This window comes from Deinococcus apachensis DSM 19763, assembly GCF_000381345.1.
Lineage (GTDB): Bacteria > Deinococcota > Deinococci > Deinococcales > Deinococcaceae > Deinococcus > Deinococcus apachensis.
In genome coordinates this window covers 872,949-886,377 of sequence record NZ_KB906398.1, presented here as the reverse complement: position 1 = coordinate 886,377, position 13,429 = coordinate 872,949, and the positions used below count along the sequence as shown (strand labels likewise).

General features: G+C 68.6%; 13 protein-coding genes. 8 read left to right on the top strand and 5 right to left on the bottom strand.

Annotated features, from left to right (window positions below; translation table 11 throughout):
• The 3 genes from ftsH to F784_RS0104480 form a co-directional block, all read left to right on the top strand.
• A partial coding sequence (ftsH, locus tag F784_RS22300) for an ATP-dependent zinc metalloprotease FtsH (RefSeq protein WP_019585511.1) occupies nucleotides 1-1,465 on the top strand: 1,465 nt, incomplete at its 5' end.
• 46 nt (nucleotides 1,466-1,511) lie between these two features.
• On the top strand, nucleotides 1,512-3,128 hold the full coding sequence (locus F784_RS0104485) for a carboxylesterase/lipase family protein (protein WP_019585510.1): 1,617 nt from the start codon (nucleotides 1,512-1,514) through the stop codon (nucleotides 3,126-3,128).
• A 1-nt stretch (nucleotide 3,129) separates the two neighbouring features.
• A complete protein-coding gene (locus F784_RS0104480) occupies nucleotides 3,130-3,426 on the top strand; it encodes a hypothetical protein (protein ID WP_019585509.1) in 297 nt (98 codons plus the stop codon).
• A gap of 10 nt (nucleotides 3,427-3,436) precedes the next feature.
• Here F784_RS0104480 and F784_RS0104475 read toward each other — a convergent pair whose 3' ends face one another.
• Complete coding sequence (locus F784_RS0104475; RefSeq protein WP_019585508.1) at nucleotides 3,437-4,207, bottom strand: DsbA family oxidoreductase; 771 nt, start codon at nucleotides 4,205-4,207, stop codon at nucleotides 3,437-3,439.
• A 122-nt stretch (nucleotides 4,208-4,329) separates the two neighbouring features.
• Between F784_RS0104475 and msrB the strand changes: the two genes are divergently transcribed.
• The gene (msrB, locus tag F784_RS0104470) at nucleotides 4,330-4,797 is read left to right on the top strand and encodes a peptide-methionine (R)-S-oxide reductase MsrB (protein ID WP_019585507.1); all 468 of its coding nucleotides are present in this window, start codon (nucleotides 4,330-4,332) and stop codon (nucleotides 4,795-4,797) included.
• Nucleotides 4,798-4,832: 35 nt separating this feature from the next.
• Here the strand turns inward: msrB and F784_RS0104465 are convergent, their stop codons facing one another.
• Nucleotides 4,833-5,228: an excalibur calcium-binding domain-containing protein gene (locus F784_RS0104465; RefSeq protein ID WP_019585506.1), complete on the bottom strand. Its 396-nt coding sequence runs from the start codon at nucleotides 5,226-5,228 to the stop codon at nucleotides 4,833-4,835.
• Nucleotides 5,229-5,288: 60 nt separating this feature from the next.
• On the opposite strand from F784_RS0104465, the gene F784_RS0104460 reads away from it, so the two are divergent.
• Nucleotides 5,289-5,801 carry a DUF1697 domain-containing protein gene (locus tag F784_RS0104460; protein ID WP_019585505.1) on the top strand — a complete coding sequence of 171 codons (513 nt, stop codon included), beginning with the start codon at nucleotides 5,289-5,291 and terminating at the stop codon, nucleotides 5,799-5,801.
• 58 nt (nucleotides 5,802-5,859) lie between these two features.
• Here the strand turns inward: F784_RS0104460 and F784_RS0104455 are convergent, their stop codons facing one another.
• Entirely contained in the window at nucleotides 5,860-6,051 is a 192-nt protein-coding gene (locus F784_RS0104455; protein WP_019585504.1) for a hypothetical protein, read from the bottom strand.
• Between the two features lie 409 nt (nucleotides 6,052-6,460).
• Here F784_RS0104455 and F784_RS22295 point away from each other — a divergent pair, with 409 nt between their 5' ends.
• Nucleotides 6,461-7,642 (top strand): hypothetical protein, encoded by a 1,182-nt coding sequence (locus tag F784_RS22295; RefSeq protein WP_019585503.1) that lies wholly within the window; start codon nucleotides 6,461-6,463, stop codon nucleotides 7,640-7,642.
• 192 nt (nucleotides 7,643-7,834) lie between these two features.
• Here the strand turns inward: F784_RS22295 and carB are convergent, their stop codons facing one another.
• Entirely contained in the window at nucleotides 7,835-10,924 is a 3,090-nt protein-coding gene (carB, locus tag F784_RS0104445) for a carbamoyl-phosphate synthase large subunit (RefSeq protein ID WP_019585502.1), read from the bottom strand.
• 129 nt (nucleotides 10,925-11,053) lie between these two features.
• Nucleotides 11,054-11,668, bottom strand: coding sequence for a LysE/ArgO family amino acid transporter (locus F784_RS0104440; protein ID WP_040382402.1), 615 nt, complete (start codon nucleotides 11,666-11,668; stop codon nucleotides 11,054-11,056).
• 78 nt (nucleotides 11,669-11,746) lie between these two features.
• On the opposite strand from F784_RS0104440, the gene F784_RS0104435 reads away from it, so the two are divergent.
• Together F784_RS0104435 and F784_RS0104430 are read left to right on the top strand one after the other, a co-directional pair.
• Complete coding sequence (locus F784_RS0104435) at nucleotides 11,747-12,880, top strand: pyridoxal phosphate-dependent aminotransferase (protein WP_019585500.1); 1,134 nt, start codon at nucleotides 11,747-11,749, stop codon at nucleotides 12,878-12,880.
• 86 nt (nucleotides 12,881-12,966) lie between these two features.
• Nucleotides 12,967-13,425: a hypothetical protein gene (locus F784_RS0104430; RefSeq protein ID WP_019585499.1), complete on the top strand. Its 459-nt coding sequence runs from the start codon at nucleotides 12,967-12,969 to the stop codon at nucleotides 13,423-13,425.
• Nucleotides 13,426-13,429 lie beyond the last annotated feature (4 nt).

Below are 13,429 nucleotides of genomic sequence, written 5' to 3'. Positions count from 1 at the left end.
TGCCGCCAGTAATTTCGGGAAGTCGAAAGCGGCGGTGATCGCCGAAGGGCAGGTGAAGCTGACCTTTCAGGACGTGGCGGGGTGTGACGAGGCCAAGCAGGACCTGCAAGAAGTGGTGGACTTCCTGCGTCACCCCGAGCGCTACCACCAACTCGGTGCCCGCATCCCCCACGGTGTCTTACTGGTCGGCCCTCCCGGCAGTGGCAAGACCTTGCTCGCCAAGGCGGTGGCCGGAGAGGCCAAAGTGCCCTACTTCTCCATCAGTGGCAGTGACTTTGTGGAGATGTTCGTGGGGGTGGGCGCGGCGCGGGTGCGGGACCTGTTCGAGCAGGCGCGCAAGAGCGCGCCCTGCATCGTCTTCATCGACGAGATCGATGCGGTGGGCCGCAAGCGTGGGGTGAATCTGCAAGGCGGCAACGACGAACGCGAACAGACCCTCAACCAACTGCTGGTGGAGATGGATGGGTTTGGCAGCGGGCAGGAAGTGATCATCCTGGCCGCCACCAATCGACCCGATGTGTTGGACGCAGCTTTGCTGCGTCCCGGACGGTTCGACCGTCAAGTGGTGGTGGACGCGCCGGATGTGCGGGGCAGAGAAATGATCCTGCGCATTCATGCCCGCAAGAAACCGCTCGATCCTTCCGTTGATCTGGGCATCATTGCCAGAAGAACGGCGGGGATGGTCGGTGCGGACCTGGAGAATCTGCTGAATGAGGCGGCGCTGGGAGCAGCACGGGCGGGGCGGGTGCGGATCGTGATGCGGGATGTGGAGGAGGCGCGCGACCGGGTGTTGATGGGACCGGAACGGCGCAGCCTGGTGGTCCGCGAAGCCGACCGCAAGGTCACCGCCTACCACGAGGTCGGCCATGCCCTCGCCGCTCAACTCCTCCCCCACGCGGACAAGGCGCACAAGCTGACCATCGTTCCGCGGGGGCGCTCGCTGGGGTCGGCGCTGTACACGCCGGAAGACCGCATGCATCACACCAGGGCGGCGCTGCTCGACCGCATCTGCGTGGCGCTGGCCGGGCACGCGGCGGAGGAGGTCGCCACCGGGCAGGTCACGACCGGGGCGGCGAACGACTTCCAACAGGCGACGGGGCTGGCGCGGCGCATGGTGACCGAGTGGGGCATGAGCGAGGTGGGGCAGCTCGCGCTCGCGCAGGAGAGCGCGGGCTATCTGGGCTATGGGCCGCAGCAGGGGGTCTATAGCGACCACACCGCCGAACGCATCGATTCGGAACTCGCGCGCATCCTGAACGCGCAGTACGAGCGGGCGGTCACCCTGCTCACCGAACACGCCCACGTGCTGCACCGCCTGACCGACGCGCTGATGGCCCGCGAGTCGTTGACGGGCGAGGACGTGCAGACCGCGCTGGCGGGGGGCACTCTGGACGGCCCCGCCTCCACCCCCAGCGACGACGAGGGCCCCGCCCCGCAGCCTGGCCTGACGCCCAACCCGGCCTGAAGCACTTCCCATAGATTTGGGGTGCGCGGCTCCCTACGCTGAGCGCATGACGCGCACGCCCAGCCTGCTTACCGCCGCGCTGCTCACGCTGACCGTCGCCGGGGCGCAGGATACTACCGCCCCCGCCCCGGCCCTGCCGCCGACCACGCAGTCGGCCCCCCCCGCCGCGCCCGGCTTTCCCGTCCGCATCCAGGTCACTGAAGGCACGCTGGTGGGCCGACAGGACGCTGGGGTGCGGGTGTGGCAGGGCATCCCCTATGCGGCTTCGCCCCTCGGGGAACGGCGCTGGAGGTCTCCCCAACCTGCCCCGATCTGGGTGGGCGAGCGCGACGCGTCCCGGCCGGGCGATGCGTGCCTCCAGCGGGCCCTGACTGGGGGCAGCGCCACGCGCGGCTCCGAGGACTGCCTCTTCCTCAATGTCTACGCCCCCGCGAACGCCACCCGCGCCCCGGTAATGGTCTGGATTCACGGCGGCTCCTTCCGCAGCGGGGCGGGCAGCGACTACGACGGCCGGGTGCTCGCCCGCGAGCAGGGGGTGGTCGTGGTGACCGTCAACTACCGCTTGGGCGCGCTGGGCTTTCTCGCCGCGCCGGGGCTGCTGGAGGGGCGGACGGTCGGCAACTATGGCCTCCTCGACCAGCAGGCCGCGTTGCGCTGGGTGCGGGCAAATGCAGCGGCCTTCGGGGGTGACCCCACCAACGTGACCGTGTTCGGCGAGTCGGCGGGCGGCATGAGCGTGTGCGATCAGCTCACCTCGCCGGGGGCGGCGGGCCTCTTCGAGAGGGCCATCCTCCAGAGCGGGCCCTGCACGCCGGAGATCAACACTGCCTCCCTCGTCGAGGCGCTGAAGACGGGTTCCGACTACGCCCGCGCCCTGGGTTGCCCGGAGGGGGACGCCGCCTGCCTGCGGGCCGTGCCCGCCGAGCGGCTGCTCAATACCCCCGTTCCGGGCCGCCGCGCCCCGGGCTCGGTCGCCCTCCCGCCCGTCTACGGGGACGCGGTGCTGCCCCGCTCCCCGGGGGAGGCGTTTGCGGGTGGGCAGGTCAACCGGGTCCCCATCCTGATCGGCGGCAACCTCGACGAGGGCACCCTCTTCGTCGCCCCTCTCGCGCAGAACGGCAGGGACATTCCGCTGTGGCAGTTCTGGGGCCTGGTGGCCGTGCTGGAGAAATGGAACACGCCCCGCGTGCTCGCCAACTACCTCACCCGCAACTACCCGACGGTGGGCCTAGCCGCCTCCGCCCTCGTGACGGACGGCCTCTTCGCCTGCCCGGTGAACGACATCACCCGTGATCTCGCCCGGGTCACACCCGTCTATGCCTACGAGTTCCGTGACCGGACGGCCCCCATCGAACTCAAGCCCACTACGTCCGTTCCGAGCTACGGCGCCTACCACGCCGCCGAGATCATCAGCGTGTTCGGCACGCGGCTGGAGGGATTGGCGGACCCCGCGAAGTTCACGCCCGCCCAGGCCGACCTCGCCCGCACGATGCGCGCCTACTGGGCGAACTTCGCCCGTTTCGGCAACCCCAACGCCAGGGGATTACCCGAGTGGCCCCGCTTCGACCCCGCCCGGAACAACCTGCTGACCTTCCAGCCCGCCTTCATCGGGGAGCGCACCGACTTCCGGCAGGAGCACCGCTGCGACGTGTGGAGCCGCTGAGTTGAGGCCCGCCCTGGTCTTCCTGCTGCTGGCCGCCGCCCTGCTCGCGCTGACCTGGCTGGAAAGGCGCGACCCGCTCGACCTGGGGGTGGTCTTCGCGGGCCTGGTGGGTCTGGGGTGGTTGTTGAGACTGGGACCGGGGAATCTGGGGCAGACGCGCCTGGCGGCCACGGCCCTGATCGCGCTGCTGGCGGGCGTGGCGCTGTTCGGAGTGCGGGCACCGCTGTCAGCGCTGGGCTTCGCCGCGGTGCTGGTCCTGACCCAGATGCTCCTGCGCTGGCTTCTGGGAAGGCGTTAAGGAGAGTCGCTCAGCCCCGCGTGTCCGCCGCTTCCCGCTGCGGCACGGCGCACTGACCGTCCTCACAACTCTCGGCGGTCGTGTCGGCCGCGAGCAGGGTCAGGGGCGCCGGGTGCGTCTCGGCCCACACCTGCTCCAGCGCGCCGCGCAGCACCTCGGGGGACTGGGCGCCGCTCACCCCATACTTGCCCCCCAGCACGAAGAAGGGCACACCGTTGATGCCGAGGGCGTGGGCCTGCGCCTCGTCCTGCCGCACGGCCTGGGCGTACTGGCCGCTCTCCAGGGCCGCGCGCACCTCCTCCGCGTTCAGGCCGACCTCCGACGCCAGCCGCACCAGAACCTCCCGGTCGCCCAGGAACTCGCCCTCGACGAAGAAAGCGCGCAGCAGGCGCTCCTTCATCGCGTCCTGAAGGCCCCGCTCCGCCGCGAGATGGATGAGCTGGTGGGCCTCAAAGGTATTCGTGGGCTGCACGCGCCCGAAGTGGTACTCCAGCCCCTCGCCCGCCGCGGTCTGCGTCATGGAGTCCAGCATCCCCTGCGCCCGGGCCTCACCGCCGCCGTACTTGCCCGCCAGGATCGCGCGCATGGACTGGCCGGGCTGAGAGGAAGCCGACGGGTCCAGCTCGAAGGAATGCCACACGACCTCCACCCGGTCCCGATGGGGGAATTCGGAGAGGGCCGCCTCGAAGCGCCGCTTGCCGACGTAGCACCAAGGACAGGCGATGTCCGACCAGATATCCACGCGCAGCTTGTCGGGAGAGGAGGGAGTGAAGAGGGTCATGGGGCCATGATGTCCCGCTTTAAAAAACAGAGCAAGGGATGGGCACACCATTGGGCTGGTCAGGCATCCGTGGAGGAAGGCTCATCCTATTCTGAGCCGCCCCCGGGTCCTACACTCGTCCCATGACCTCCAACCCCGTGACGTCCGGTTTCGTCAAGCCCAGCGACGAGGAACTGCGCGAGCGGCTCACGCCCATGCAGTACCGCGTCACCCAGCACGAGGGCACCGAGCGTGCCTTTACCGGCGAGTACTGGGACCATGACGAGCCCGGCATCTACGTGGACGTGGTGTCGGGCGAGCCCCTCTTCAGTTCCCTCGACAAGTACGACGCGGGCTGTGGCTGGCCCTCCTTCACCCGGCCGATTCCCAACGTGGCCCTGACCGAGAACACCGACTACAAGATCGGCTACGCCCGCACCGAGGTCCGCTCCGGCCTCGCCGACTCGCACCTCGGCCATGTGTTCCCCGACGGCCCGCAGGAGCACGGCGGTTTGCGCTACTGCATCAACTCGGCGGCGCTGCGCTTCGTGCCGCTGGAGCAGATGGAGGCGCAGGGGTATGGGGCGTATCTGAAGCTGTTTCGCAAGTAGAGGTAAGGCGGGGCCGCCCCACATCTCCCCGAACTTCAGTCGCCGTTGTCGCAGGCCACGCTGTTGTGGTTGCGGTCCAGGCCGGTGCGGTAACCCGGGCGCCCCAGCCGGATGGGAGCCGCGCCCGCCGCCCGCATCGCCGCGCAGGAGCGGTAGTACACCGTGCCCTGTCCGGCCAGTCTCGCGCTGCCGGTGACGGGCCGCACCAGCGAACGCGCCACGTACCCCGCCTGCGCCCCATAGGTGGTCCGGCACCACTGGTCCTGGCAGGCGACGAGCAGCAGCGTGCCGCCCGGAACGACGCCCAGCACGCCCGCATTCGTGCTGGGCAGGCGCCGCAGGTTGGCCGAGGTGGTCGTGACCGCCGTCGCGGCCTCCGACAGGCCCAGCAGCGTGACGGAGAGGGCCAGCAGTCTGACGAGGTGACGCATCCGCGGAGGATAGCAGGGCGTGACGCACCCGACCTTTGGTCAGCCTGAAAGAATGGGCCCATGCGACACGTCGCCCTCCTGCGGGGTATCAACGTTGGTGGACACCGCCGGGTGCCCATGAAGGACCTGAAGGCCACGTTCGAACGTCTGGGGTTCCCGGAGGTCAGAACGTACGTCCAGAGCGGCAACGTCGTCTTTGGGGACGGCTCCCCCGACCGGGACGCCATCGAGCAGGCCCTCCGGCAGGATTTCGGCTTCCCGGTGGACGTAATGCTCCGCAGCGCTGAGGAGTGGGCAACCCTCGCTCCCCGCAATCCCTACCCGTCCCAAGCGGCGGCGGACGGCACGAAGGTCCATGTCGCCTTCCTGCACCATGAACCCGACCCCGCTCGTCTGAACGCTCTCAGAGCCCGCTCCTTTGGGGAGGACACCTGGGCATGTTCGGGCCGAGAACTCTATCTGCACACCCCGAACGGGCTGGGGCAGAGCAGGCTGGACCTCGCCCCCCTGCGGCAACTGGCCACCGTTCGCAACTGGCGTACCGTGCGGGCGATTGGAGACTTGCTGGGGTGAAGAGGGGAGGGGGCCGAACCCGGACGAGTGGGCGGCCCCCTCCCGGCCCCACGGCCCGTCAGCTCTCGGTGGCCCCGGAGCGTTCGCCGCCGTCCGCCGCGTCGGTGGTCTCCGCGCCCGCCTTGGTGTTGCCCGGCGTGCCCGTGCTGCCCGCGCCCCCGGCACTCGTGCTGCCTGTCTCCAGCTCGCGCTCCTGACGCTCGGCGTAGGCTTCCTGCATCCGCTCGGCCTCGTTTCCCTTGTCAGTCATACCGCAGGCTAGGCGGCGGCGGCGAGGGGAAGGTGTGCCCGCCTTCAAGTCCACCTTCACTGAGGTCGTTCCCGTGACCTCACCCCGTGCCAGGCAATTTTCCTGCTGGCCTTCGGCTCGTACAGCGCCGGGGACGGAGGGCTGCCCGTCAGCCCTACACTGCCGCAGGAGCCCCTAACCTGCCTGGGGGAAACGGCATGAATGTACCCAAGTAGGCAGTCTGAAGGTTGGGCGGAGATTATCTCAGGGCTCTCGAAAGAGGCGCGCTGGGATGTGAGCCCGGTGCAAAGGGACACTGGGCCGAGTAGCCAGACCTTCACATCCAGGACGTCTACGCTGCCCCTGAGAGGGTGGGAGGCGCCGCACCGCTCAATTCCAAGCAATGCACTGATGATGGGGAGGGCTTAGCATGAGGACACCCAGAGGCCGTACACTGCTGACCGTCACGTTGCTGCTCAGCCTGGGTCTGGCGATGGCCCAGACGACGGATCAAACGAATACGACAAATCAAACGACGGATCAGACGAACACGACCCAGACCACGGATCAGACGACAACCCCAGCGACCCCGTCCACTACGGACGCGACCACGCAGGCCCTCCCCGCCCAAACGATCCTCACGCTGTCCTCGGGCGAGCTGACGTTGCCCTATCTCCAGGGCGCCACGCCGATCCGGAGCGTCAGGACCTTTACGGGCATCGCGGTCATCTACCGGGGCTCGGTCGCCAACGCCCTGGACAGCTATGCCCAGGCCTTCACGGGCGCGGGCTTCACGGCCGTCGATCCCTCGTCACCCCTGACCCCTGCCGCCACAGCAGCCGGGGCAGCGGGAACAGCTGGCACCACGGGCGCGACGGGCACGGCCACGACCGGAACGACTGACGCCACGGGTACAGCCGGAACGACGGGCACTACTGGAACCACCGATACAAGTACCGCGGGAACAGGAACGACGGATACGACTGGGACCGCTGGAACGACGGGCACCACCGACACGTCGGGGACCGCTGGCACCGCGACCGGAACGGGGACGACCGATACGAGCGCCGCGGGTACTGGGACGACCGACACCACGACGGGAACCAGCGGGACCACGGGCACGGGAACCACGGATACGGGAACTGCTGGCACGACGGGCACCACCGGAACGACGGGCACTGGCACCACGGACACGAGTACGACGGGAACGACCGGGACCACGGGGACAACTGGCACGACCGATACGACCACCACTGGGACTGGAACGGCGGGCACGACTGGAACCACCGACGCGTCCGGGACCGCTGGCACCACGACGGGAGCCACAGGCACGACCGACACGGGCACCGCCGCAACCGGGACCACGGACACGGCCGGAACGACGGGCACCACCGGAACTGGGACCACGGGTACCGCTGGAACCACAGGGGCGACAGGGACAGCAGGCACCACCACCCTCGGCCCCGGCTACCCGGAGGGTCCGGTCCTGGCCTTCGAGCGGAGCGGCGAGCGTGTTGTGGTGCGCGCTTATGAGACTAGGGGCCTGACGGTCGTCCTGTTCTCGCGGATCGGCGGTCCAGCCGCGGCGAACACGACCACCTCGGGCGGCTGAACCAAACTAGCTTCGGGGGGCGGATGGCTCAGGCTGTCCGCCCTTGCTCTGTGTTGTAGAGGACTGGAGTTAAGCCCCGCCCAGCTCAACACACCGTCCCCAGGTGCAACTTGCACCGATGCGCTGGCCTGGAAGGGTGACAAAGAGATGGACCCAGAAGCACTTCGCCCCTGGGTCCACCCCTGGCACGCCTCAGTACGCCACCGGCTCCAGCTTCTGCCACTCCTGGAGGCTCCGGACGCCCAGCACCTTGCCCTTTGCGGCGGCAATCGCCTTCGCCGTCCACACTGCGCCCTCAAGAGTGCTGACGATGGGCTTGCCGCGTTCCAGGGCGGTGCGGAGGAGCGGCGAGGCGGTCACGTCGATGAGGAGGTCGGGGAGTGTATCGCCTTCCTGCTCGCGGATCACCCGCAGCCCCGCGCCTTCCAGCGTGGCGGCCACCTCGTCCAGACCGTCCCCGAGGAGGAGCGCCGTCCCCTCCCGGGGCAGGTTGCTCTTGGCCCCCAGCTCCGCGCGGTAGAAGGCGAGGTACGGGTCCGCGTCGATGCCCATGCTCTCGCCCGTGCTCTTCATCTCCGGGCCGAGGACGGGCAGCACGCCCTTGAACTTCAGGAAGGGCAGGTGGACTTCCTTGACCGAGTACATGGGGGGCGTGGGCGTCCCGGTGAAGCCGATCTGCTCCAAAGTCTGCCCCACGGCGATCCGGGCGGCACTCTTGGCGAGCGGGTGGTTCACGGCCTTGCTCACGAAGGGCACGGTGCGGCTGGCCCGTGGGTTGGCCTCCAGGATGTAAGCCGTGCCCTCCTTCACCGCCCACTGCACGTTCATCAGGCCCCGCACGCCGAGTTCCAGGGCGAGGCGTTCCGTGTCGGCCTTCACCCGCGCGATCAATTCGGGCGAGAGGGTCACCGGGGGCAGCACGCACGCGCTGTCGCCCGAGTGGACCCCGGCGGCCTCGACGTGCTCCATGATGCCCGCCACCACGGCCCGCTCCCCGTCACAGAGGGTGTCCACGTCGAGTTCCAGGGCGCCCTCCAAGAATTGATCGAGCAGGATGGACGGCTGCCCCTCGACGGCGGCATACACCTCGTCCAGATAGGTCGTCAGCTCCTCCATGCTCCGGACCGTCCGCATCGCGCGGCCTCCCAGCACGTAGGAGGGCCGGGCCATCAGCGGGAAGCCGAGTTCGGCGGCGAGTTCGCGCGCCTGCGCGGGCGTCTCGGCCACCTTGCCCCGGGGCTGCGGCAGCTCCAGCCGCTCGCACAGGGCATTGAAGGAGGCGCGGTCCTCCGCCTCGTGGATCGTCGCCGGGGGGGTGCCGATGATGGGGGCGCCCGCGTCCGCCAGCCGCCGCGCGAGCTTGAGGGGCGTCTGCCCGCCGAGCTGCACGATCACGCCGACGGGCTTCTCGTGCTCGACGATGTTCATCACGTCCTCGAAGGTCAGCGGCTCGAAGTACAGGCGGTCGGCGGTGTCGTAGTCGGTGGAGACCGTCTCCGGGTTGGAGTTGACCATGATCGTCTCGTAGCCCGCCTCCTGAAGCGCCCAGACGGCGTGGACGGTCGCATAGTCGAACTCCACCCCCTGCCCGATGCGGTTGGGGCCGCTCCCCAGGATCACCACCTTGGGCTTGTCGGTCGGCGTCACCTCGTCCTCCCACTCGTAGGTCGAGTAGTGGTAGGGCGTGTACGCCTCGAACTCGGCGGCGCAGGTGTCCACTGTCTTGTAGACCGGGGTGGCCTTCGCCGCCTTGCGAAGTTCGCGGACCTCCAGCTCGCTCAGCCCCACGAGTTCGCCCAGCCGCGCGTCGGAGAAGCCCAGCCGCTTGACCTCGCGCCAGATCTCATACTTCCAGCCCTGGATAGGACCGAGGTCGAGGATTTCCTTCTCGGCGTCCACGATCTCCTGAAGCTGGGAGAGGAACCAGCGGTCGATCTTCGTCGCGTCGTGCAGCGCCGCCACGCGCTCGCCCCGCCGCAGCAATTCCAGCACGGCCTCCAATCGGCGCGGGTTGCCGTACAGCAGGCCGCGCAGCTCGTCGTCGGACATGGCCGCAAATGTTCCGCGCACGTCCGCCTCGATGCTCCGCAGCGCCTTCTGCACGCTCTCCTTGAAGGTGCGGCCAATCGCCATGACCTCGCCCACGCTCCGCATCTGGGTGCCCAGCGCGTCGGGCGTGCCGGGGAACTTCTCGAAGGCGAAGCGCGGAATCTTCGTCACCACGTAGTCGATGGTGGGCTCGAAGGCGGCGGGGGTGACGCGGGTGATGTCGTTCGGCAGCTCGTCGAGGTGGTAGCCCACCGCGAGCAGGGCGGCGATCTTGGCGATGGGGAAGCCGGTCGCCTTGCTCGCCAGCGCCGAGGAGCGGCTGACGCGCGGGTTCATCTCGATCACGATGACGCGCCCGTTGTCGGGATTGACCGCGAACTGGATGTTGGAGCCACCCGTGTCCACCCCGATCTCGCGGATGATGGCGAGGCTCTGGTCCCGCAGCCGCTGGTACTCCACATCGCTGAGGGTCTGCGCCGGGGCCACCGTGATCGAATCCCCGGTATGCACGCCCATCGGGTCGAAGTTCTCGATGCTCGTGATGATGACCACCGTGTCGGCGTGGTCGCGCATGACCTCCAGCTCGTACTCCTTCCAGCCCAGGATGGATTCTTCGAGGAGCACCGAATGGACCGGCGAGTCGCGTAGGCCGCCCTCCGTGATCTTCAGGAAGTCCTCGTAGGTGTGCGCGATGCCGCCGCCCGTGCCGCCCAGCGTGAAGGAGGGCCGGATGACGATGGGGAGGCCGATCTCCTTCTGGTAGTCGACGGCCTCCTCCATGGAGTGGACCATCTTCCCGCGCGCCGTCTCCACGCCGATCTTCTTCATCGCGGCCTGGAACGCCTCGCGGTCCTCGCCCTTGTGGATGGCCTCGGCGTTCGCGCCGATGAGTTCCACCCCGAACTCGGCGAGGGTGCCGTTGGCATTGAGGTCCATCGCCAGGTTCAGCGCCGTCTGCCCGCCCAGGGTGGGGAGCAGGGCGTCGGGGCGCTCCTTCTCGATGACCTTGCGGACGAACTCGGGCGTCAGCGGCTCCAGGTAGGTGGCGTCGGCGAGGTCGGGGTCGGTCATGATCGTCGCCGGGTTGGAGTTCACCAGCACGAGTCGGTAGCCTTCTTTTTTCAGCGCCTTGAGCGCCTGCGTGCCCGAATAGTCGAACTCGGCCGCCTGCCCTATCTGAATGGGGCCGCTGCCGAGAATCAGGATGGTCTGGAGGTCAGTGCGCTTGGGCATTCCAGAAAGGGAGCCTAACACGCCAGGAAATGGGGAAGGTGGGAAACCTGCAAGGTTATGCAGGAGCGTGGCGGGAGGTCGCACCCTGCTGCCCGCGTGTCCGGGGGCAACCGTGCTGCTCCAGCGGCCCTAGCCCACCGGCAGCACTCCCCGCACCAGCCCAGCCGCTATCGTCCACATCACCACCCCGATCAGCACGTCCAGCACCTGCCACGCCCGGGGCGAACGCATCAGCGGCGCGAAGCGGCCCGCAAGGAGGGCGAGGCCGAAAAACCATGTCCATGAAGCCAGGACTGTGCCGAGGAGGAAGGCGTTCCGGCCCGCGCCGCCCAGCCCGGCGCTCGCCCCGCCGATCAGGACCACCGTGTCGAGGATCGCGTGGGGATTGAGGAGGCTGAAGGCGGCGGCCGTGACGAGGACGGTGCCGGGGGTATGAGCGACCTGCCCCTCTGTCTGGAGAGTCCCCGGATGTCTGGCTGAGTGGAAGGAACGCCACCCGTACCACAGCAGAAAGGCCGCGCCCGCCAGCGTTCCGATCACGACCAGCACCGGGGACTGGGCCAGCAGGGTGCCGACTCCCAGGACGCCGAACGCGATCAGCAGCGTGTCGGTCAGCGAGCAGACCAGCGCGGCCAGCAGGGCGTACCTCCTCGTCAGCCCCTGCCGCAGCACAAAGGCGTTCTGCGGACCGATGGCGACGATCAGCGTGAGGCCCAGCGTCAGGCCGCGCGGGAAGGGGGGCACGGGGAAGAGGATAGGGCGCCACGTTCCTGTCTGACCCATGCTCTACACTTCCTCTCCCCGAGCGCCCAGACTGCACCCATGCCTGAACTCCTGCCGCGTGCCCGGTCGTCCTCCGAGAGCGTGTTCGCGCACATGAGCCGCCTTGCCGTGCAATACGGCGCGGTGAACCTGGGGCAGGGTTTCCCCTCCGACCCGCCGCCCGCCTTCCTCCTCAACGCGGCGCGGCGGGCCGTGGGGGTGAATGACCAGTACGCGCCCCCGGCGGGCCTGCCCGCGCTGCGGGACGCCGTCGGCGCGGACCTGGGGGTGGACGGCGCCGACGTGGTCGTGACCTCGGGAGCGACTGAGGCGCTGAACATCCTCGCCCTCGCCCTGTACGGCCCCGGCGACGAGGTGCTGATGCTCGAACCGGTGTTCGACGTGTATGTGCCCCAGGCGCGGCTGGCGGGGGCCGTGCCCGTCACTGTGCCCATGCAGTTAAATGACGCGGAGGGCTGGACGCTCGACCTGAGCGCTGTGCGAAACGCCGTCACGCCCCGCACTCGCGCCCTGCTCCTGAACAGCCCCTACAACCCGACCGGGACCGTGTTCTCCCGCGCCGAGTTGGACGCCCTGGTCGCCCTCGCCCGCGAACACGACCTCTGGATCGTCAGCGACGAGGTGTACGACGAGTTGTATTTCGGGGAGAGGCCGGTGGCCCTGCGGGAACTCGCGCCGGAGCGCACGTTCACCGTGGGCAGCGCGGGCAAGCGATTGGAGGCGACCGGCTGGCGTGTCGGCTGGGTGGCCTGTCCTCCCGGTCTGGCGGGAAATATCGCGGCGATCCGGCAGGTGGGCTCGTTCTGCACCCCGACGCCCTTTCAGACAGCCGTGGCCTCGGCGTTGCCCGTCGCGCGGCGGGAGGGCTTTTACGAGGGGCTGCGGGACGAATATGGCAAACGGCTGGGGCTGCTCGCTCAGGGGCTGCGCAACCTGGGGGCGACCGTCTTCGAGCCGCGTGGCACCTATTTTCTCACCGCCCGTCGCCCTGGCTGGCAGGCGGAGGCCCTAGTGTGTGACGCGGGGGTGGCCCTCATCCCCGGCGAGGCCTTCTACCTGAATCACCCGGCCCCCCGGGGGCTCCTTCGCCTGGCGTTTTGCAAATCCCGTCCCCAATTGGAACAGGCCCTGGAACGGTTAAGCCGCCCGGCCGAAGTGGGCGTGACCGAATAAAGCATGAATGAAAAAACAAAGTCAGGCCGGTAAGCCTTAAAGGTCAGCCGGTTTTCGGCGCACCCTCTTTTGACTATGCTCCACCTATGAAGAAGGCTCTGCTTGGCATCCTGGCCCTGACGGCCGTTTCCTCCGCCGCCGCCGATTCCTTTGGCGGCTTCGTCGGCCTGGGCGCGGGCGGGGCCGGGCTGTATTACCAGACGGGCTCCAACCTGCGCTTCGGCCTGACCGGTCTGAACCTTTTCCGGGGGGGCAGCATCGGCGTGGGTGGCGAGGTGGCGTACCTCAACAACTTCAGCGGCCTCAGCCTGGGTGGTCTGACCCCCTACTACGGGGCGGGGCTGGGTGCCAGCGTGTCGGTGGGGGCCAACCTTGGCCTCAGCGCTTACCCCCACGGCCTGTTGGGTGTGCGGTACAACGTGACGGGTCCCTTCAACGTCTTCGGCGAGGTCAACGCTGGCCCGACTCTCGGCCTGTCCACAGCCAACAGCGGTATCGGATTCGGCTTTGGGGCTCGCGTTGGGCTGGATTACCAGTTCCGTTAAAGGT